Source organism: Photobacterium iliopiscarium (genome assembly GCF_003026395.1).
In the GTDB taxonomy this organism is placed as follows: Bacteria; Pseudomonadota; Gammaproteobacteria; order Enterobacterales; family Vibrionaceae; genus Photobacterium; species Photobacterium iliopiscarium.
In genome coordinates this window covers 114992-137377 of the sequence record NZ_PYOO01000005.1, presented here as the reverse complement: position 1 = coordinate 137377, position 22386 = coordinate 114992, and the positions used below count along the sequence as shown (strand labels likewise).

Here is a 22386-nt window from a genome sequence, read left to right as displayed (position 1 = left end):
ACAACAACGTATTGGTGTTAGTCGACATAATTAAGCACCGTTTACGGTATACCATGTATGGTAAGAAAAGAATTCAAGGTTGGATATATGCTTACAGTAGCAACAGCTGCACCGAATAAAGCCATTTTATCAGAACGCATTCAAAAGCTGATCAGTGGGCTTGCTAATGGTGTTTATGAACGTGAAGAAACTATCAAATTATGTCTATTAGCCGCGTTAGCTGGTGAAAGTGTCTTCTTGTTAGGCCCTCCTGGTATTGCTAAAAGTTTGATTGCTAAAAGACTCATTCAAGCATTTGACGACAGTAAGTTTTTTGATTATTTAATGACTCGCTTTTCAACCCCAGAAGAAGTATTTGGCCCATTATCGATTCAAGAATTAAAAGATAACGGCAAGTATGTTCGTTTAATTGATGGTTATCTACCCACGGCTCAAGTTGTTTTTCTTGATGAAATCTGGAAAGCGGGCCCAGCGATTCTAAATACCTTATTAACTGTGGTGAATGAGCGGACATTTAAAAATGGTCAGGATATTTTACCAATACCTATGCGATTGTTGATTACTGCATCAAATGAATTACCCGATGCAGATAGTGGCCTAGACGCGCTATATGATCGTATGTTAGTTCGCGTGTTCGTTAACCGTATTCAAGAAAAACGTAATTTTAAATCAATGTTAATGGGCGATAGCACAACGTTAACGGCGATTGATCCGTCACTAACGATCAAAGACGATGAATACCATAGCTGGCAAGCGCATATTGAAGATGTAACATTAACTGACACCCTTTTTGAAAAAATTTATCAGCTAAAATCAATGATAGAAGCGCGTTCAGGAGAAAGCATTGCACAAGCAACAGATAGCGAGCTTTATATTTCTGATCGCCGTTGGAAAAAATCAGTACGGTTACTAAAAGCGAGTGCCTTTTTTAACGGTCGTGATCATATCAATCCGTTAGACTTATTACTGTTACAAGATTGCTTATGGCATAGCCCTGAGTCGCGTAATGTTATTGTTAGCATTATGAAAGAATTTGCGACTAAACATGCTTTTAATCAACAAGATGCTATTGCTGATGCTAAAGAAGCCCATGTTATTATTGATAATATTAACCAAGATATCTGCACCCAATTAGTTGTGACCTTTACCCGTGAAAGTACGATGCGTAAAGAATGGTTTAAATATAACTTTGCAACGGCGACGCGATTTAATATTAATAACAACCCCCGCATGATTAAGTTAGTCATGCTACAACCTAACACTTCAGTATCAGAGCAAGAACTCGGTGATAGCCGGTGGGTGTATGTTGATGGTGATGAGTTTGATAAAAAAATTCGTACCGGGAAATGTGATATTTATGGCTTCGTGAATAAAAATACCCATTTATGCCGACTACAGTTTGAGATCGATGCTGAGAATCAATTGGTTATTAAAGACATTGCTAATCGTCCTGTTTTGGTCGGTGTTACTGGCAATAAAGGCTTAACAACGACTCAGCAGCAACAATGGCAGCAACTGGTTGATCAAGCAATGGCTAAGATCACTGACTCTGAACATAATGTGATTAAAGCGCGCACTTCGTTCCATGGCGCATTACCGCATAATTTCATTAGTGGTGATTTTCCTACATTAATAGAACAAAGCCTTAATGATTGCGTTGATAAAGTCGCCGATCTGAAATTAATAACTGAAAGAAGTGCTTTTAGAATTACGCATATGAATGAATATTTTTCTAAACAATGATTGTTGGAATAAGAAAATACCGTTGTATAGCTATGTGTGATAATAAATAAAGTAAAGGATTAATGCTTATGCCTGTATCTGAAGGGTTAAATTTTGCTTTGATGCTTGCTGAGTCAGGTATTATTGATACTGCTGTAAATGAAGTGATGCTTAGGCCACAACTTCTTATGGCAGCAGAAGCCAGCCCTGGTGTTAAAACCGCCATGAAAAATCAAATCATGAAGTGGCGTGGGCAGATGATCAAAAAAACCGCCAAAGGCACGGTCGTTGAACAATTCAGTGATGAGATTAATTTATACCAACAAGTATGCACATGGAATAAAGAGTACTTTTTTGCTCACTCCGAGCAGATTATTAAGCAACTTGAAGGGCAGTCAGCATTCTATTTTAAGGCAAAAAGTTTATTAGCAACCGAGCAGAATAAACATAACCCCATGTTCCAACGTTTCTTTTGTGATAAATGGTATGACTACCTAGCCCATGCATTGCGAGAAGCGCAAGAGTCTGAAGTTGAAGAACAAAAAGATCAATTATTACAAGATCTGTATCAACGCATTGAAACCATGAAAAAAATGGCGACAGTAACAGACGCTGGTGATGTCAGTAAAGCAGGGCGTTTGTGGGATATGGCACAAGCAAAGTTGACTAAAACTGATGTTGATGTGATGAAGAAAATTGCTGCTTTTTTAAAAAAGAACAATGGTCTTCAAGATATTGCAGAAAAATTAGGCCGTATGGCCAATGAAGTTGATGATCCCAATAAAGAGCGGGTAAAATCGGAACAAATGAAGCTGGTGGAAGAAATCAGTGACAATGTCACCGACGATATTGTTGGGATCCATGAAAGTGATGATTTAACCAAGCTATTGCCTAATGAAGCGATGTTTTTAGCGTATCCTGAGCTTGAAGTGATTTTTTATAAGCACTTAGCTGATAAGCGGTTAATGAATTATCGAATGCAAGGTACTCAACGTAAATTGCGAAAAGTAAAAGCCTTTCAGCGGCAAACCAAACAGGTTGATCAACCTAAAGGTCCTTTTATTGTTTGTATTGATGCATCAGGTTCGATGTCGGGTTATCCTGAAAACTGTGCAAAAGCATTGGCTTACGGGTTAATGCAAATAGCACTTGTTGAAGAACGTGACTGCTTTGTCATTATGTTCTCAACGCAACAAATCACTTATGAACTGACCAAGCAAGATGGTTTACATGAAGTGGTTAACTTCTTGTCATATTCATTTCATGGCGGCACCGATCTTGGACCCGTATTGGATCAGTCAATTGATCTGATGGCGGCGGGTAAATATAAAAATGCCGATTTGGTGGTATTGTCTGATTTTATTGCGCCAAGCCAACCTGAAGTAATGCAATCGCGAGTTCAAAAGCTAAAGCAGCAGAAAAACCGTTTCCATGCGGTGAATTTATCTAAATATGGTAACCCAGAGTTATTGGAATTGTTTGATCATTGTTGGTCTTATCATCCGTCGACATTAAGCCAACTTGGGCGTTTATTTAAATTACGTTAATGATGTATATTTTATTGCAAATATTCTAAGGAGTACATGAGTGCTCCTTTTTGTTGTGTATCTGTTTTTTGTAACGATTGTCATTATAAAAGACACTGGCTATTTAATCTTGAAATATTCAGTTAATGCTTTTTTCCATTGATTACTTTTACGAAATTGCAATAGTTCTCGATTGATTTCTTCATCATAAGGGCTGTTTTCGCCCAATACGATACCGTAGTTTTGTTTTTCAAATTGATAAGGAAGCACTTGTAATTGTTCGTAATTACCTTTGTTTTTCGCCATTTTTATTTGATATCTTAAAATAGCATCATCATCGACAATCGCTTCAATTTCGCCTTTATCTAAAGCCAATAGCATTGCGGTAACTGTTGGGTAGGTTTTATGGCTAATACTGTGGTTTGTTAAAAACTCAGAAGAGGTTGATGATTGTTTTGCGCCAGTAATGACAGTGTCTAAATCATTTGGGCTTTTAATATCGCTATTTATTAGCACTACAGTAAACGAACTTGCTAGAACAGCGGTAATACTCGCAATAAATAATGTTGTAAAAACCGCTAATAATACCGTGATCACACGTCCGGTTAATGTTTTAAATTCATAATAATTAAATGGACCTTTGGTGATAAATAATAATCCTAAGATAAACCCTTCAACTAATCGGGCTGAACGTGATTGCATTGAATAAAGTTTGTCGTTAACCCGATGTTCAAGTCGATAATATATTCCACCAACAATTGCGGCAGTTATTGAGATAATTGCCAGAATCTGTAAGAGTTTTTTATTGAAAACAATACTGGTAAAGGTTTCCCAATGACTTTTTTGCTTAACAGCAATGGCTAGATTTGTTTCATAAAAAGAGTGTGAAAAATCTAATATTTCTTCACGTTCAGGTGTAATAGAAATACACGATAATCCAATATCAAGCTTACCACTGGCAACCTCTGCAAGCAGGTCTTTGAGGGGTAATACTTTAACCGTATAGTTTAGATTAAGGTTGGTGGCGATATTATCCCACAGTAAAAAACTTAACCCTTGATAGTTATTGGTATCATCCGTTATCACAAACGGGGGGCAAGCATAGGTGCCTACTTGTAACGTCTTACTGTTAATGGGGGCTTTTGCGTATGTATTCGCAGAGTAAAATATAACGATAATACTGAAGGCTGTAATAAAAAATAATGAGAAAAAACCGAAATGAGATGGCTGAGATGATGGGGCGATAATTGTCATAGCATCACTCCTAGCAAAATGAGGACATCTTTAAGTATAAGTAATTTTTTAAATATCATAGATATTACAGCGGAAAATACACATGATGGTTTAGTGATATTCTCAAATGGATGTGGCATATTTTCGCGTTGGATATTAGGGTTAATCGTAAATTTAAACACTAACATGATAATTGTTAGCCGCTATTGGGTGTTTTTTGTGCATTTGATCATTAAGATGCTAAGGTTATTAGGGTTTAGCATGTACAATGCTGCGCTTAATTGTATTTGATTTCTGCGAGTAGCAAAGATGACCCAAAAGAAAGCCGCACAGCCTAAACAAGGCTTACACCCACGTAACCCACACCGTGCGCGTTATGATTTTGCGACCCTAACTCAAGCAACACCTGAACTGGCGCAATATGTTAGTGAAAATGCTTATGGGGATCTTTCCGTAAACTTCTCTGATCCACTCGCAGTTAAAACGTTAAATAAAGCGTTATTAAAGCATTTCTATCATATCGATTACTGGGATATTCCAGCGGGTTTCTTATGTCCGCCAATTCCTGGTCGTGCTGATTACATTCATTATATTGCAGATTTATTAGCACAATCTAATGGTGGCGTTATTCCTGAAGGTAAAGGCGTGCGTGGTTTAGATATTGGTATTGGTGCTAACTGTGTTTATCCTATTATTGGTCATCGTGCGTATGGCTGGCAGTTTGTTGGTTCTGAGATTGATAAGTTAGCCGTTAAGTCAGCGAAATTTATTGCTGCTAGCAACACTAAACTAAAAGGTGCTATTCAAATTCGTCTTCAAAATCAGGCAGATAATATCTTTACCGATATGATTGATGATGAAGAAATGTTTGATTTCACTATGTGTAATCCACCATTCCACGGCTCAGAAGAAGAAGCGATGGCTGTCTCTGAACGTAAAGTGCGTAATCTAACGACTAACTCAAACAAAAAGCGTCAAGCACATGGTCGTAGTAATAAGCTTTCGGCATTTAATGCGAAATCTGAGTCAACAACGCCAGTGCTTAACTTTGGTGGTCAAAAGGCTGAATTGTGGTGTACAGGTGGCGAAGTTGGTTTCATTAAAAAGATGATCAACCAAAGTGCGACCAAAGCGACACAATGTTTCTGGTTTACGACACTTGTTTCTAAGAAAGAAAACCTTGGTGTGCTTTATAAGCAACTTGAAAAAGTAAGCGCATTCCAAGTAAAAACCATTGAAATGTCACAAGGGCAGAAAATCTCTCGTGTTGTTGCATGGACGTTCTTAAACGAAGAACAACAAGCAGAATGGCAAGCAGAACGCTGGGCATAATGTTTCAGTAATAGATAATTGTATTGATAACAAGCGACCTTGATGGTCGCTTTTTTATGGTTGTTTAATTTGATGCTTAATCTCTAATACAATTAAGTGATAGTGTTAAGTCTATATTTTAACGCTATAACGTAATGTTGATGTTGGTTCATACTTTGTAAACATTATAAAATAGGTAAAAGAAATAAGATGTTATTCACAAAATATCAATTTCATAGATCATAGAATACGTTTTTTGTTCGACAGTTGGATTTATCATGAAACGCACATTCTTAACTCTTTCTTTGGTGACTATCCTTTCTAGTTCTCTTTATTCAGCACCAAGCATGGCTGCATTAGATGCGGTTCAACCACAGACTAATTACACCGAAATGACCTCTCAACGTCAGGTGGTTGATCAATTACTGAATGATGCTTATCAAATATTTAAAAATCCAGCTCGTGTTTCTCATGCAGGCTTTACGGCAAAAATGCCAAGCAATGTAGAGATGATCACTAACGACCTACTTGAAGCGTATAAACTTGAACCTTATCGTGTTGATTTATTGTTCTCTGCGGCTAATGCTCAGATTTACAACAGTAATGTCGACCGAGCCATTGAACTGTTTACCCAAATATTAGATGTTGCACCTGATGATGTAGATGCGCATTCATATCTTGTCATTTGGCAAAATTTCAAAGGTAACAAAAGTGAAGTCACCAAACATTTAAACGCATTAGAACAGCTCAATAAAGGGCGTGTCGCTGATTTGAAAAAAATCATGTCTACCATTGATAGAATCGTTGCGACGCCATTAAGTAATAAAATCAAAAAACCAGCGAAAGGTAATAATGCCATTATTACTTTGGGCTATGCTTTAAATCCTGATGGCAGCATGAATGAAATATTAATTGATCGATTAAATGCCACGCTCGCAATGGCGAAAAGCAATCCTAATACTTACATTATAGTGACTGGTGGCGTACCTAAAAATCACAAAACTGAAGGTAAGTTGATGGCTGATTGGCTGGTAAAAAATGGGATAAAGAAAGCTCGTATTATTGAAGATAACTATGCGCGAAGTACGGTAGAAAACGCACTATACAGCAGTTATGCCTTAGCCCGTCATGATATTAACCATGCAACCATTATTAGTTCTGCAAGCCATGTTCGCCGAGGACAAGCTTTATTTGAAGTAGCGAGCTGGCAAACCGGCCCTAAAGGGATTTCATTTGATACCTATGCCGCTAACGATCGCCCATTAGAAGAACTAAAAGTTCCAACCGATGGTGAATTATTAGGGATCTATCGTGATGCTCTACGTGTTTATGGCATGAGGAGCTATCGTTCATACCCTTTAGAGCAAAGATAAGCTTACTTTTTTTCTTCTAAATTACAGCGACCTTGATGGTCGCTTTTTTTATGGCTGCGATTTAATAGATGTTATTGATAGAGGGGTCATCAGGTTGTACAAAAAAAAATGTTGTACAACTATGATTTGTTGACTACATTTATTGTACATAATTTAACAATTGTACAACCTTTGTGTGGGGTTTGGAGGCAGTATGGGGATTCCTGTAGGTATAAGTGCTTGTGTACTAGGACAAAAAGTTCGTTTTGATGGCGGACATAAACGTAACCGTTTTGCCGATGAAGAACTCAGTGAATTTTTTGATTTTAAACCTGTTTGTCCTGAGGTCGGTATTGGGATGACCGTACCGCGACCAACGATTCGTTTACAAGATAACGGTGATCGTATTGCTTTAGTTGGATCTAAAGATCACGACCTTGATTATACCGATCAAATGATAGAATTTGCCGATAATCAAATACCCAGTTTTGAACATTTACGGGGTTATATTGTGTGCGCTAAATCGCCAACCTGTGGCATGGAGCGGGTTAAATTATATTTAGATAATGGAAATTCAGTACCCGGCGGTAGTGTTGGTATTTTTACTCAGCGATTAATAGCAAGAATGCCGTGGTTACCCATTGAAGAAGATGGTCGTTTACAAGATCCCGTATTACGTGAAAACTTTATTTTTCGTATCTATGCGCTTGATGATTTATACCGCTCTGTTGCCGATGGAGTGACTCGCGATAGTATTATTAAATTTCATTCCCGCTATAAATTGTGTCTTATGGCGCATGATCCACAATCTTATCGTATCTTAGGGCCTTTTGTTTCGGACATTCACAAGTGGGATGACTTAAATGCCTTCTTTATTGAATACCGACAGCTATTTATGGATGCATTAAAGCAAAGAGCAAGCCGTAAAAATAACACTAATGTATTAATGCATATTCAAGGCTATTTTAAACGAGATCTCGACAAGCCCCAAAAAGCAGAATTACGTGATGTCATTATGCGTTATCGTGAGGGACTTTTGCCCTTAATTGCACCTTTAACCCTGATTAACCATCATTTAACGGTTCATCCGGATAGTTATTTAGCCGATCAAGCCTATTTAGAGCTTTATCCTGAAAGTTTGAAATTACGTTATGCATTATAAGTGACTCACTCTCGTTTATATTTTCAATGGTTAGTTTAAAGGCGTTTTATGGGTGATCTTACTGACACTACATTATTTGCCATCAGTGAGGTTTCTGAGATCACGGGGGTGAACTCGGTCACATTAAGAGCATGGCAGCGCCGCTATGGATTATTAGTGCCTCAGCGAACACCTAAAGGACACCGGTTATACACAGAAGCAGACATAGAGAAGATTCAATTAATTCTCGATTGGTTAGCAAAAGGGGTGTCGATTGGTAAAGTGAAACCGTTATTGATCTGCGGTGATACACAGACATTAGAGCCACAACAAACATTAGATATCGCGGTTGATATTATTGCTGCAATACAAGCGTTAAATGGTTTTAAGTTGGAAAGATTGATCAATGAAGCATTGAAAATATACCCGTATAAGGTGATTCAACAACGTTTATTGCCTGAAGTAAATGCTGTTATTGATCATCCAGATAATCCCTTGATTGCTGTTCAAAAAAGTTTATGGTCGTCGGTTTTAATGCTGTGTTTTATTAGTGTTATTAGCAAGATTAATAACGAAAAAAAACGCACATGTTTGTTGATAAGTTTTGATAAAAATCAGAATCATAATATTTGGCAACAGGGACTTGAATGGTGCTATAAAGGTGACGGTGTCACTATTATGACGGGTTTATCTGGGCGGCTAACGGGTATGCCGGCTTACATACGTGAGCGTAGTATCGTTAATCTTATTATTGTCGGTGAATCCAAGTTAAGCCGACGGCAATTAACTGATATTGAAAGGGTACAACAAGAAACTGGGGTTACGTTACATTTTGTTGGCAGTATAAAAACAATTCACGGACAGTAATGGATCATGCTAAAGGGATATCATAATGAATATTGAGCCTCAATTATCAGCGACAACAACCGTCAATCATGTATTGGTGTGGTTGCGTGCTGATTTACGTGTTAGTGATAATACGGCTTTAAATCGAGCGATAGCATCAGGTTTACCCGTTATTGCCGCTTATATTGCAACGCCAATGCAGTGGTATCAACATTATGTTTCAGGGCGACAAATTGATTTAATTGAACGCCGATTACACGTTATTAAACAGCAGCTTCATGATATCAATATTCCATTATTAATTCTTGAAGGTGATGATTTTGCAGTAGCGACTGATATTATTATTAATGTGTGTCAGCAATATCAAATTAGTGCGGTGTATTGTAATCGCCAGCATGCTTGGAATGAAAAACAACGAGATCGTGCGGTAGAGCAGGCTTTACTGGCACAAGATAAGCAATGGCATTGCAGTGATGATTTTTGTGCCTTACCGCCTGGTAGTGTGGTTACGAAACAACAACAAATGTATAAGGTTTTTACACCATACCGAAATGCATGGTTAACGCAGTTTTTAATGCATAACTATCAGCCCGTTACTAATAGTGACACCGTAACTCCTAGTGCGCAATGTGCTGATCTTCTTGCGGGCAATATTGACGCTAGTTGTAATATTCAAACCTTTAATTATACCAAACAAGACAGTGTATTATGGCCTGTTGATGAAGGTGCTATTCAGCAACGATTACAGATGTTTTGCGAAACTAAAGCTGAGTATTATCAGCAACAACGTGATTTTCCTGCCATTGATGGAACCAGTTGTTTATCGCCGTATTTAGCCATTGGGGCTTTGTCAGCCCGTCAGTGTTTATCCGCTTTACTGCAAACTTTACCGCAATGTGTTGAAATAAATAAAGATAATGGGGCTTTTGTCTGGTTAAGCGAAGTGGTGTGGCGTGAGTTTTACAATCACTTGCTTGATAGTGATGAACGTTTAAGTAAAAACCAACCTTTTCAGTTATATACAGATAATGTGCGATGGTTAGAAAATAGCGATCATGTTCATGCTTGGCAACAAGGACAAACTGGATTTCCGCTGGTGGATGCGGCAATGCGACAACTGGCAACAACCGGTTGGATGCATAATCGATTACGGATGATCACTGCGAGTTTTTTAACCAAGGATATGTTGTGTGATTGGCGCATTGGTGAACAATGGTTTATGCAGCAGTTGATTGATGGTGAATTAGCGTCGAATAATGGCGGCTGGCAATGGGCTGCATCAACGGGAACTGATGCTCAACCGTATTTTCGAGTCTTTAATCCCACCACGCAAAGTGAACGTTTTGATCCCAACGGTGAGTTTATTCGCCAATGGTTACCTGAACTCAAATCAGTCCCTGACAAATATATCCATGCACCATCATTATGGTCTGGTTTTGGTAGTGTGAATTATCCATTACCCATTGTTGATCATAAACAAATGCGATTGTTAGCGATTGAGCGTTATAAGCAAGCTAAAACTGAGTATGACAACCAGCGTGAGGCATAAATAGAATAATAATAAGGATATTATTATGGTTACAACCAATAACACAGTAATTAATAGGTTTATTGAGGTTTATTGTCAGCTTAATAAAGACAATTTATTACTGCTCAATGATGTCTATCATTCAAATATTGTGTTTGACGATCCTGCCCATCACATCGCGGGTATTGACGCGCTACAGCATTATTTTACTGCGCTGTATAGTAACATTAATTATTGTAATTTTACTATAAATCAAGCGGTTGTTGATGGTGATCATGCGTTTTTACAATGGACTATGACTTTTTCTCATCCAAAGTTACAGCAAGGAAAACAACGTACCTTAGACGGCTGTACTCAGTTAACCATTAAGCAGCAACAGATCATTTATCATCGTGATTTTTTTGATTTAGGGGCGATGCTATATGAAGGGTTACCTGTTATTGGTTATGTGATTACGTCTATTAAAACGAGGTTAGGCCAATGAAACAGGTACTTATTACTGGTGCAAGCTCAGGCATTGGTCTGCAATTGGCAATGGATTATGCGAATGATGGTTGGCATGTTTATGCTTGTGGTCAAAATCAACCACGGCTTGAGCAGTTAGTCACTAATTGTGATGCTGCCACGACAGGAAAAATAACCCCGTTAGTTTTTGATGTCACTCATCTTGAACAGACTCAACAGGTATTATCACAGCTTGAAACTTTGCCTGAGTTGATCCTTTTAAACGCTGGCATCTGTGAATATATCGATGATGGTGTGATTGAGAGTGATGTGTTTAAGCGTGTATTTGAGGTGAATTTTTTTGGCATTATTCATTGTTTAGAAGCGATGCAATCTCGATTTACAGCTACAACACATTTGGTATTTATTAGTTCATCTGCCGCTTATACCGCTTTACCTCGTGCTGAAGCGTATGGTGCCTCTAAAGCTGCGCTATCTTACTTAGCAAATGGGTTAGCGATTGATTTAAAAGACAAGGTTAAGACGGTTACTTTGGTTAATCCCGGATTTGTTGCAACACCGCTCACCAATAAAAATGACTTTCCAATGCCGATGATTGTTAGCTGTGAATACGCCTCACGTAAAATACGTCTAGGTGTGAGTAAGCAACAAGCAGAAATACATTTTCCGATAAAATTCACCTTATTACTGAAAGCGATTGCTTTATTTCCTGTTGCTTTACAGCGGATTATTATTCAACGGATGACAAGGAATGCGTCATGAAAATAGCAATTATAGGATCAGGGATTTCAGGATTGACCGCTGCGTGGTATTTACGTCATCAACATACAATTACACTGTTTGAAGCCAATGATTATGCTGGTGGGCATACAGCAACAGTAGATGTTGAGGTTGCGAGTGGTCGATATGCTATTGATACAGGGTTTATTGTCTTTAATGATCGTACATACCCCAATTTTGAGCAGTTATTGTCAGAGCTTGATATTCAAGGTCAACCCAGTGAAATGAGTTTTAGTGTTCATAATGATAATAATGGCTTGGAATACAACGGTCATGGGTTGAGTTCACTGTTTGCTCAAAAAAAGAACCTCTTTAAGCCGCAGTTTTACCGCTTTTTATATGAAATCACCAAATTTAACCGTCTGGCAAAGCAAACCGCTTATGAAAATATAGAACAACAACAAACCTTAGGGGATTTTCTGCAACAACATGGTTTGAGTGATTATTTTACTGAGAATTATATTCTACCGATGGGGGCTGCAATTTGGTCGTCATCATTAGCGGATATGCGCAATATACCATTAGGCTTTTTTCTGCGTTTTTTCTTAAACCATGGTTTGCTTGATATTGTTAATCGCCCACAGTGGTATGTCATTCCTGATGGTTCTCGTGAATATGTAAAGCGTATGCTAGTAGAAATAGAACCACTTATCAGGCTCAATTCTTCCGTACAACAGGTGAGCCGTATTAATGATCAAATTCATATCACCGTTAACGACAGTGTGGACGTTTTTGATCATGTTATTTTTGCATGTCATAGCGATCAAGCCTTAGCGCTACTAGCCGATAGTACCGTAAATGAACAACAGGTGTTATCAGCCATGGCGTACCAAGATAATGATGTTGTTTTGCACACGGATGCCCGTATTTTACCGAATGCTAAAGCTGCGTGGGCCTCATGGAATTATCATTTACCATTAGCCGATAATGAGTCACTCCACCAGCTTCCTGCATTAACGTATAACATGAATATTCTACAAGGTATTGATGCCCCTGAAACATTTTGTGTCACCTTAAATCAAACGCATGCTATCGATCCCAGTAAGATATTACGCCAATTTACTTATGCCCATCCGGTGTTTAATCGCAACAGTATTAAAGCGCAACAACAACGGCATTTGATTAATGGTCTTGATAATACATGGTTTTGTGGCGCTTATTGGTATAACGGCTTTCATGAGGATGGTGTGAGAAGTGCGTTAGATGTTATTGAAGCAATAACCCATATTGATGTTGAGTGTGCATATGAACAAGACTGAACCCATTATTAATAGTGGAATTTATAGTGGTCATATTCGACATCGACGCTTTACCCCTGTGCTGCATCGTTTTCGTTATTCAATGTTTATGATGTATCTCGATGTTGATGAAATTGATTCCCTGAGTGACAGGGTAACGTGTTTTGGACGATCATGGTTTCATTTCGCTCGTTTTCGCCGTCAAGACTACATTGATGGTGCCGATGATATCCATTTGGCGGTTGAGGATAAAATTCATCAACTCACTGGCGAACGTATTCACGGTAAAGTTAGTATGTTGTGTCATCTACGCTATGGTGGATTGTATTTTAGCCCATTGAATATGTATTACGTTTTTGATCAGCAAGGTGTTTGGCAATATGTATTAGCTGAAGTGAGCAATACCCCTTGGAATCAACGCCATTATTATGCGATCCCCGCCAAGCAATATTGGCAACAAAAGCATTTTATTGATGACAAAGCGTTTCATGTCTCCCCGTTTAATCCTATGGATCAAGATTATGTATGGCAGCTTTCTTTACCTGATAGCATTGTAAGGGTTCACTTAGAGGTTGATTCAAAAAAAGATAGCTTTTGTCGGGGAGGTGAAAATGAAGCTTATGGAAACAGCAATCATAATGCCGATATTTCAACAAAAGTCTTTGATGCCACATTAGTGATGAAAAAGCAGTCATTTACAAGCGCAACATTATTACGACACTTATTGGGCACGCCAATTATGATGGTTAAAGTGTTAGTGGGAATATATTGGCAAGCCTTTAAATTGTGGCGTAAAGGTGCTCCGATTTATGATCACCCTAATCATGACAATGAATAGTAAGGGATAAACTATGCTTAGAAGTGAATTAGAACCAACAACATCAACCGGTTTATTTAGCCATGATCGATCACGTCGATTGATTTTTACGATATTGCATCAATTATCAGATGTTGGATTAACCGTATCAGAGCAAGGTGGCGATACCCATTTCTTTGGTGATAAACAAGCCAGTTTACAAGCAACGATTACCGTTACTAATCTTGATTTTTATAAACGGTTATTAACCGATGGCAGTATTGGTGCCGGTGAGGCGTATATTGATGGCTGGTGGGATAGCCCAGACTTAACCAATGTAGTGCGCATTCTGGCGCGTAATATGACGACACTGGATAAAATAGAAGCCAAAGTTGGCTGGATTGCACGTCTTGTTAAACAACTTAATCACTTTTCACGTAGAAATAATCTTTTAAACGCGAAAGACAATATTTCAGCACATTATGATTTGGGTAATGATTTATATCGTCACTTTCTTGATGACAGAATGCTGTATTCTGCTGGGGTGTATTTATCGGCATCAGACACACTTGCTCAGGCTCAAATTAATAAAATGGCAAGATTGTGTGATCAATTGCAGCTAACCAAAGATGATCATCTATTAGAGATAGGCACGGGTTGGGGAGGAATGGCTATTTATGCGGCGCAGCATTATGGTTGCCATGTTACGACCACGACTATTTCTGAGCAACAATACCTATGGGCGCAAGAGAAGGTTAAGCAAGCTGGCCTTGAGGATAAGATCACCTTATTACTTGAAGATTATCGTGATTTAACCGGACAATATGACAAATTAGTGTCAATTGAAATGATTGAAGCGGTCGGTAAGCAATATCTCTCTACTTATATCAAAAAATGCCAATCATTATTAAAGCCTAACGGACTATTAGCAATTCAAGCGATAACCATTGCTGATCAACGCTATGAAAGCTATAGCAAAGATGTTGATTTCATTCAAAAACATATTTTCCCTGGTGGGTTTCTACCATCCATTAGTGTCTTACAATCACAATTAACATCGCACAGTGATTTTGTAACGCGTGATATTAAAGATATCGGTTTAGATTACGCAAAAACATTAGCCGATTGGCATGTTGCGTTTAATCGCAATAGTGAAGCATTAAATCAGTATGGTTATGACGAACGCTTTATGCGCATGTGGCGTTATTACTTCTGTTACTGCGAAGGCGGATTTTTAGAGCGCAGTATCAGTACCATTCAATTAGTTGCTAGTCGTCCTCAGTGGCGTAAATAATGAAATATATCGCGATAGGTCTTGGGTTTAACCTGTTTTGGTTGCTTGCAGTATGGGGGCAATACCAATATGTAGGCATATTAATCGCACTCTTAATTGGTTGTTGGCTGTTTTACCATCGTAGTTGCCCGTTTGCGTTAATTGCTAGTGTTATTGGTATCTGCGGTGATTATGTCTTATCTCAGTTAAAAGTAATGCAATTTCCATTGCCTCAAGATCCTTTATTTGCACCTTTTAATGACTTTATACCGTTGTGGCTCATTTTATTATGGTTAGGGTTTACTTCAATGGTATGGGTAATGCGAGAACAAGTACAAAAGCTGCCATTATGGGGGGCGATGATGGGGGGTAGTCTTGGCGGTGCAATCAGTTATTGGACCGGATTAACGTTAGGTGCGGTGATATGGCCTTATGGTGAACTTGTTACGTTTATCGGCATTGCTGTTGTCTGGAGTCTTTATAGTGGTTATTTACTGTGGTTATTACAGATGATGACCAAGAGAGAAATAGCATGAAAGCGTATTTAGCACTATTGCTGCTTATTGTTACTTTAACGAGTTCATCCGCACAAGCCTCATCATGGTTTACATGGCCAACCGTGGGTGAGTCGACCTTAAAATGGGGCTGGTGGCAGATATATGTCGCCCAACTTAAAACCCCATCGGGTAAATATGTTGCAAGTGATCCAAATTTGGCTCTGATTATTCGTTATTTACGCGATATTGATAAAGAAGATCTTCTTATTGCAACAGATAAGCAATGGCAACATTTAGGTATTTCGTCACAACAACGACAGCAATGGCTTAATCAGTTAGCGCAACAATGGCCGAGTGTTAAACCAGGCGATAGATTAGTGTTTGTGAAAAATGCCACTGAAGGACGTTTTTATCAAAAGGGTAAACCGTTAGGCAAACCACTGTCTGCGGCATTAAGTAACGCTTTTATAGGGATATGGTTATCAACCGACACTGCATACCCTAAGTTACGGTTACAGCTCATTGGTCAGTAGAACCTAGGTTATATACGCTAGTTATTGGCTATAACACGTTAAGAGGAACAGATTATGTCTTCTCATTCTATTTATCAGACACCACATATCACCTTACAATGGTTATTTGGATGCGTATTAGCATTATTATTAAACGGTTGTACTGCTTCAATTGAAGATTATGAACAGGCTGAACCTAAGTTTGATTTGTTTCAGTTTTTTGAAGGGCATAGCCAAGCATGGGGGATGGTACAAGATTATAAAGGTCAGCAAGTACGCCGATTTAGCGTTGAGCTCAATGGTGTGATCACGGGAAATCAACTGGTGCTTACTGAAGATTTTGTGTTTGATGATAAACAAACCCAACAACGGGTATGGACTATCATCAAGCAAGCCAATGGTCACTATATTGGTACGGCTGATGATGTTGTCGGTGAAGCCGTCGGTTATGAAAAAGGCAATGCATTACAATGGCAGTATGTATTGGCGATGGATATTGATGGTACGACATACCATATTGATTTTGAAGATTGGATGTTCTATCAACAAAATGATCAGTTATTTAATGTCGCAAAAATGAAAAAATGGGGTATTACAGTGGGAACTGTGACTTTGTTTTTTCAAAAATAATATTTTAAATATAGATTGCTATGGTTAATGGTATACACCGTTATAATGCACGTGATAAATGCTTATTATTATACATACACATATCGGCATTATGAATCATACCGTCAATGTTTGTGTTATTTATATTTTCAGAATGAATGCAATATGATCCAATAGCGGCGGTAATAATAATATTATCTATTTTTATTTGTTGTAATTCAGATATGATTTTATTTTTTTTAACATTAGCATTAACCAGTGAACTGACTTCACTATAAACAATAAATTCATCGCCACCTAAACGAGCAACCCCTGTTTTTTTATCACTAAAGTTTTTTAATTTAGAGGCGTATTTTTTTAGAATACGATCGCCAAAGTGATGACCATATTGATCATTGATCATTTTGAAATTATTAATATCAATATAGAAAAGGATAAGGTATTCATTTTTAAGTTTAATATTTTTAATGGCTTTTTTTATTTGATGATAAAAAGCGCGACGATTCCAAATTTTTGTTAGGAAATCATATGATGCAAGATGATCAAGCTCTTGTTCTTTAATGTTTTTTTCGATTGATATGGAACAAACTGTTGCTGCCATATCGAGTAATTCATGTTCATCATCCGTCATTGATGAATGTTGAGGGCAATGAGAATATATAATGCCTAATATTTTGTTTTGTGATGATAAAATGGGTTGTCCATAACAAAAATTAAAATTATTAATATTCTTGAGGCTGTAATATTCTCGGTACTCATTGGTGCTGGTTATGTTTTCAGAGATGATAATCTTATTTTTTGAGCAAATATGTTCAAAATGTATCTGCGTTGGATTTACCATAAATCGTTCATTACATGCTTGATAGCTACTTTTATGTATGAACGGTGTGAATTTTTTCTCATTATCATCAAAAAGAAAGATTGATACTTGGCGATGATTAAACGTTTCTTCCGTTAGTTCAATAACACGTAATAACATCTCCGGTAACGATTTTTCTACCGGTAAATGTTTCAGTATTTTATTGAATGAGCGATATGCCGCAATTAATTCACCAGACACATTATATTCCTAATTCTATAGATAAAAATATCAATCTAAATTCCATTTTATGAAACACACTATACTAATTATTATAGATAATAGGAATATTCTTTATTTATAATTATATTTATTTCGTGATCTATCATTAAATAAATTATATTTCCTTAGTTTAAATAAATTAATATATTCATTTAAATTATGCCTCTTGCCATAACTATCACTTTCTTTAACACCCAACGAATTAATAACGGCATTTTGTCTGAATCTGATTCACGGGTATATTTTACAATAGCCAATGCAACATCAGGTTTTGCGTGTTTTTTTAAAGCGCGATAAATGATTTTTCGAATGGGCATTTGATCATTATCTGCAATATTGGCAAGTTGACGAAATAAGGGTTCATAACCTTTTTTAAAGAGGAAGTGTTCAATATCTTTTGCAGGGAGTACGGTTAAGCGCTCGCGTTCATTATCATCATTCAACAATGATCTGACTTTATCGGCATATTTTCGGCCAGCAGGATCACCATCAGCAACAAGGTGCCACTCAATACCTAATAAACGAGCAAGTTTAATCAGTGGTTTAAGTCCACTTTGTGCAAATTCAATCACATGAATACCTTCAGCGGCCAGATTATGACCCGTAAGGTGTGCCATTTCATTAAATAACCAGACTTCCGTTTCTCCTTCAACAAGAAGCCATACTCGCGCATAAAATGCACTCGGGCGATGCATGCGGACGTGAAAGGTGACTTTACGAATATCATCGTTATTTAACTCACCATTATTCACGTCATGTATAATATTAACGCCATGCACAATCGTTTTTTGTGGCGTACGTTGTAGACGTTTAATCGAGGTAAGAGGAACAACACTTAATAACTCTGGACTATTGGTGGTTAATACCTTTTGCATCGGCATATTTTGTATAAACGCCCACGCTTGATGAAGCATGATAGGGTGCAAACGACCTTCTGGATCTTCTAAAATCATGATTGGCCGCGAAATACGTTTAAGATCAACAGGGCCTCGGGCGCGAATATAAGCATTAAGTAACCCCATTAGAATCAACTTTGCTTGTTTGGTCATTTTAGGTTGTACAAGCTGATCAAATGGATTAAGACATTGATCATCGTATTGGTTTTGTAATGGATAATACGCATGAGGGTGAGCTTTCGTACGGGTATGTGGCGCAAAGGCAAAATAATGATCAACCAATGAACGTAATGTATTAATACTACTTTTGATTTCAGCGGCGCTCACATGCCCTGGCTGGGTCATTAACCGCTGACAGGTATTATCCAATCGGCGTTGAATACGATCAGATTCACGGTTTTTGGCTGGTGGTGTTATTGAAGAATTATGTGCCGTGACGGTAGGGGAATTACCATATTCTAATTGGCGTGCATCTCTAATCCTAACAATAGGGTGTAAGACCATTAATTGACGTAATAACTTATCGGTATCTGGATGTTGGATAATATGACCGTCGGTATGTAAAAAATGACGATGCGTAATGATTTTATCGTTTTTGATATGGCTCTCTATCTGGATATAAAGATGTTTTAAATTATTTTGTTCACTCCAGAAGGGTTCAAAAGCGCGATAACGTCGTGCACGATATTCACCTTGGTAATCTTCATGCCAACGTAACACTATTTGTAGAGACGATGTACGTTCATGGCCGATAGCATGATCAATATGAAAGTCAGAAAACTTCATTTCATAAAATTCAGCACTTGGGCATAAGGTTAAACTTAATGCATCGAGTAGTGATGATTTCCCCCATGCATTTTCTCCGATTAGAACGGTTAATTCATCGAATGACAGTGATAGTCGTTTGATACCTCGAAAGCCTGCGATTTCAATTCGTTCTAAATGCATGATTTTTCCTTATTCTTTCTTTACAACATAGCGCAGAGGATATAAGAAAGGGATCGCTTTGCTCACATTATTGATACAATGTTCAAATTAAAAAAGTTACTATACCGAGCAATGAATATTTAACGAAAACAATTATAAAGGACGATCTGATGGCTAAAATTATTCACGCTATGATCCGTGTTGTTGATCTTGACGCGTCATTAACGTTTTATAAAAAAGCATTGAATTTAGATATTGCACAACGACTGGATTTTGATGGTTTTAGTTTGGTGTATCTACGCAATGATGAAAATGACATGGAACTTGAATTAACATGGAATGAGGGCACAACGGAACCTTATACACATGGCACAGGTTATGGTCATATTGCGATTGCTGTTGATGATCTTGAAGCTGAATATCAAAACTTGGTGGAATTAAATTATAACCCAGCAGAGATTAAAGAATTTTCTCGTGAAGGAATATTGCTCGCTAAATTTTTCTTCGTTCAAGATCCTGATGGTTATAAAATTGAATTTCTACAACGTCATGGTCGCTACCAATAATAATTAATAGCATAATGTTCACTGAGTGAATAAACGTTATCGTTAAAGCGTTAGTTGAATATTCACTCAATGATTTTATTTGAAAAACGGTATATTTTGGCAGAGATCTCATTTTTATGTCGTTTTGTGTAATTTGGTTTCTTATTTAGTGACGATCTTTATTTTTGTAATGCTGTGAGCGTTATAAATCAGTCGTTAGGTGATACCGATGGTTCTGGAGGAACTGAAATTATTATGACTGTTAATCACGCAGCAACAATCACTTTTGCTCATATTAATGATACACACTCTAACTTTGAGCCTTCTGCGATTTCTTTGTCACTCTCTCCTGATGTATTAAATTCAGAGACATCTGTTTATGCCAGTTGTGGCGGTTTTTCTCGTCTTTGTTCTGCGGTTACTGAGATTAAGCACGACGCTTTACTTCATCAACGTGAATTTATGTTTTTACATGCGGGCGATTGTTTTCAAGGCACATTGTATTTTTCGCTTTATAAAGGCATAGCGAATGCTGTTTTACTCAATGCGATTGGTGTTGAGGCGATGGCATTAGGTAATCATGAACTTGATATGGGTAATGATATTGTTGCTGATTTTCTTGATCATACGACATTTCCATTATTAGCAGGCAATTGGGATTTATCGCAAGAAGATCAAACTAAGCGTAATCCTCTGCGTAATAAAGCCAATATTTATGCTTATGATAACGCAACTCAATCCGCTAAATATTTGATTAAAAATGTTCACGGTGAACCTGTCGCTATTTTTGGATTAGCGATTGAAAATATGGCGGGAATAGCAAGCCCAGATCCTGATACGTCGTTTCATAATGTTGTTACTGTTGCTAAAAATACTATTGCACATCTTAAAGCGAAAGGTATTAATAAAGTCGTTGTATTGAGTCACTTAGGGTATGACCGAGATCTATCGTTGGCACAAGAAGTTGATGGAGTCGGTGCTATTATTGGTGGGCATTCACACACAATGCAAGGCGATTTTACTAATATTGGTTATGGAAAAACAGATACTTACGCTTTGATGGTTAATAATACCTGTGTGGTTCAAGCTGGGTGTAATGCATTAGCTCTTGGTCAATTAACGTTGGCATTTAATGCTGATGGTAGTGTAAAAAGTGCCACGGGATGTAATCAGTTATTACTTGGACGTAAATTTACGATTGATGCTGGTCGAACTCAAGATCTTGATCACGATAATCATAATAAAGTGCGGGATTATTTATTGCATCAGCCCAATATTCGGTTTGTAATAAAAGATCCACGTATTGAAAATATCCTTAACGAACACTATCGGCCTGCGGTACGAGCATTACAAACAGATAAAATAGCGCGTATTAATGAACCGTTGCGTCATGTTCGCGTGCCTGATGCTAAAGGGGCAAGTGATATAGCGCCATGGGTTGTAAAAAGCTTTGTTTGGCAAGCGAGAGAACTTGGTCATCATGTTGATTTTGGTATCCATAATGCTGGTGGCGTAAGGTGTTCATTTAATCCTGGAGAGATAACACCTGCGGATATTGCTGGTCGATTATTACCGTTTGCGATTGGAATTATGCTCTATAGCGTACGCGGGTTACGGATTCGTCAAGCTCTTGAAGGGGCAATTGATAATGCCATTAATAATGATGTAGAAGGGACAGGGGACGGTAGTTTTCCTTATGTTGCTGATTTACGCTATGTCTATCGCTGTGGTGCGCCAAGTGGTCAGCGAATTGAAAGCTTAGAATATTATACGAATCATCAGTGGGTAGCCGTTAAAGACGATGCTGTGTATACCTCAGTATCATCAGGGTATACCGCGACAGGAAAAGAAGGCTACGCTCCGTTGCTTGATTATGTTATAGAACCCCAAGCCCTTAATGTAACAATGGCTGAAGCGTTTGAAGCGTTTGCAAAACAGCAGCATGAGTTTAATAAACCAAGTGAGAATTTAACGGTATTTATTCCATGCGATAATCATTGCCATTGAGTGTTGTTCGTTATTATTTTGTAAGTTTAAATGGCACATTATTCGCTGTTAATATGGAGTGTTGTAGATTTAATAGTTAGATATTCTGTGCTGGTGGCGAA

The 22386-nt window shown here is 37.8% G+C and carries 20 protein-coding genes; 17 read left to right on the top strand and 3 right to left on the bottom strand.

Translation table 11 applies throughout. The annotated features are described in order from the left end of the window. The first annotated feature begins 87 nt into the window (after nucleotides 1-87). Entirely contained in the window at nucleotides 88-1743 is a 1656-nt protein-coding gene (locus tag C9J51_RS10035; protein WP_107250037.1) for an ATPase RavA domain-containing protein, read from the top strand. A gap of 68 nt (nucleotides 1744-1811) precedes the next feature. Beyond that, entirely contained in the window at nucleotides 1812-3269 is a 1458-nt protein-coding gene (viaA, locus tag C9J51_RS10030) for an ATPase RavA stimulator ViaA (RefSeq protein WP_045036934.1), read from the top strand. 99 nt (nucleotides 3270-3368) lie between these two features. On the opposite strand, the gene C9J51_RS10025 is transcribed toward viaA, so the two are convergent. Further along, nucleotides 3369-4502, bottom strand: a complete 1134-nt coding sequence (locus C9J51_RS10025; protein ID WP_082301483.1) for a transporter substrate-binding domain-containing protein — start codon at nucleotides 4500-4502, stop codon at nucleotides 3369-3371. A gap of 288 nt (nucleotides 4503-4790) precedes the next feature. On the opposite strand from C9J51_RS10025, the gene rlmF reads away from it, so the two are divergent. The 13 genes from rlmF to C9J51_RS09960 all read left to right on the top strand — a co-directional run bounded on the left by rlmF (nucleotide 4791) and on the right by C9J51_RS09960 (nucleotide 16850). Then, on the top strand, nucleotides 4791-5813 hold the full coding sequence (rlmF, locus tag C9J51_RS10020) for a 23S rRNA (adenine(1618)-N(6))-methyltransferase RlmF (protein WP_045036935.1): 1023 nt from the start codon (nucleotides 4791-4793) through the stop codon (nucleotides 5811-5813). Nucleotides 5814-6139: 326 nt separating this feature from the next. After that, on the top strand, nucleotides 6140-7165 hold the full coding sequence (locus tag C9J51_RS10015; RefSeq protein WP_373455636.1) for an ElyC/SanA/YdcF family protein: 1026 nt from the start codon (nucleotides 6140-6142) through the stop codon (nucleotides 7163-7165). Nucleotides 7166-7358: 193 nt separating this feature from the next. Beyond that, entirely contained in the window at nucleotides 7359-8306 is a 948-nt protein-coding gene (locus tag C9J51_RS10010) for a YbgA family protein (RefSeq protein ID WP_045040033.1), read from the top strand. 48 nt (nucleotides 8307-8354) lie between these two features. Then, complete coding sequence (locus tag C9J51_RS10005) at nucleotides 8355-9152, top strand: MerR family transcriptional regulator (RefSeq protein ID WP_045036938.1); 798 nt, start codon at nucleotides 8355-8357, stop codon at nucleotides 9150-9152. Between the two features lie 25 nt (nucleotides 9153-9177). Further along, the gene (phrB, locus tag C9J51_RS10000) at nucleotides 9178-10680 is read left to right on the top strand and encodes a deoxyribodipyrimidine photo-lyase (RefSeq protein WP_045036939.1); all 1503 of its coding nucleotides are present in this window, start codon (nucleotides 9178-9180) and stop codon (nucleotides 10678-10680) included. A gap of 25 nt (nucleotides 10681-10705) precedes the next feature. Continuing rightward, nucleotides 10706-11143 carry a nuclear transport factor 2 family protein gene (locus C9J51_RS09995; RefSeq protein ID WP_045036940.1) on the top strand — a complete coding sequence of 146 codons (438 nt, stop codon included), beginning with the start codon at nucleotides 10706-10708 and terminating at the stop codon, nucleotides 11141-11143. After that, nucleotides 11140-11886, top strand: a complete 747-nt coding sequence (locus tag C9J51_RS09990) for an SDR family NAD(P)-dependent oxidoreductase (RefSeq protein WP_045036941.1) — start codon at nucleotides 11140-11142, stop codon at nucleotides 11884-11886. Before C9J51_RS09995 ends, C9J51_RS09990 begins: the two co-directional genes overlap by 4 nt. Next, nucleotides 11883-13163 carry an NAD(P)/FAD-dependent oxidoreductase gene (locus C9J51_RS09985; RefSeq protein ID WP_107275003.1) on the top strand — a complete coding sequence of 427 codons (1281 nt, stop codon included), beginning with the start codon at nucleotides 11883-11885 and terminating at the stop codon, nucleotides 13161-13163. Before C9J51_RS09990 ends, C9J51_RS09985 begins: the two co-directional genes overlap by 4 nt. Then, on the top strand, nucleotides 13150-13980 hold the full coding sequence (locus C9J51_RS09980) for a DUF1365 domain-containing protein (protein WP_045040031.1): 831 nt from the start codon (nucleotides 13150-13152) through the stop codon (nucleotides 13978-13980). The genes C9J51_RS09985 and C9J51_RS09980 overlap by 14 nt, the downstream gene beginning before the upstream one ends. Nucleotides 13981-13993: 13 nt before the next feature. After that, the gene (locus tag C9J51_RS09975; RefSeq protein ID WP_045040030.1) at nucleotides 13994-15232 is read left to right on the top strand and encodes an SAM-dependent methyltransferase; all 1239 of its coding nucleotides are present in this window, start codon (nucleotides 13994-13996) and stop codon (nucleotides 15230-15232) included. Then, entirely contained in the window at nucleotides 15232-15747 is a 516-nt protein-coding gene (locus tag C9J51_RS09970) for a DUF2878 family protein (RefSeq protein WP_107250046.1), read from the top strand. Before C9J51_RS09975 ends, C9J51_RS09970 begins: the two co-directional genes overlap by 1 nt. Further along, on the top strand, nucleotides 15744-16241 hold the full coding sequence (locus tag C9J51_RS09965) for a chalcone isomerase family protein (RefSeq protein WP_045040028.1): 498 nt from the start codon (nucleotides 15744-15746) through the stop codon (nucleotides 16239-16241). Before C9J51_RS09970 ends, C9J51_RS09965 begins: the two co-directional genes overlap by 4 nt. 54 nt (nucleotides 16242-16295) lie before the next feature. Next, on the top strand, nucleotides 16296-16850 hold the full coding sequence (locus C9J51_RS09960; RefSeq protein ID WP_045036947.1) for a DUF3833 domain-containing protein: 555 nt from the start codon (nucleotides 16296-16298) through the stop codon (nucleotides 16848-16850). Nucleotides 16851-16890: 40 nt separating this feature from the next. On the opposite strand, the gene C9J51_RS09955 is transcribed toward C9J51_RS09960, so the two are convergent. After that, nucleotides 16891-17808, bottom strand: a complete 918-nt coding sequence (locus tag C9J51_RS09955) for a sensor domain-containing diguanylate cyclase (RefSeq protein WP_146144943.1) — start codon at nucleotides 17806-17808, stop codon at nucleotides 16891-16893. 254 nt (nucleotides 17809-18062) lie between these two features. Then, nucleotides 18063-19754: a DUF2813 domain-containing protein gene (locus C9J51_RS09950; protein WP_107180451.1), complete on the bottom strand. Its 1692-nt coding sequence runs from the start codon at nucleotides 19752-19754 to the stop codon at nucleotides 18063-18065. A gap of 149 nt (nucleotides 19755-19903) precedes the next feature. On the opposite strand from C9J51_RS09950, the gene C9J51_RS09945 reads away from it, so the two are divergent. Then, nucleotides 19904-20299, top strand: a complete 396-nt coding sequence (locus C9J51_RS09945) for a VOC family protein (RefSeq protein ID WP_045040026.1) — start codon at nucleotides 19904-19906, stop codon at nucleotides 20297-20299. A 234-nt stretch (nucleotides 20300-20533) separates the two neighbouring features. Beyond that, entirely contained in the window at nucleotides 20534-22285 is a 1752-nt protein-coding gene (locus tag C9J51_RS09940; protein WP_045040067.1) for a bifunctional metallophosphatase/5'-nucleotidase, read from the top strand. The last annotated feature ends 101 nt before the right edge of the window (nucleotides 22286-22386 follow it).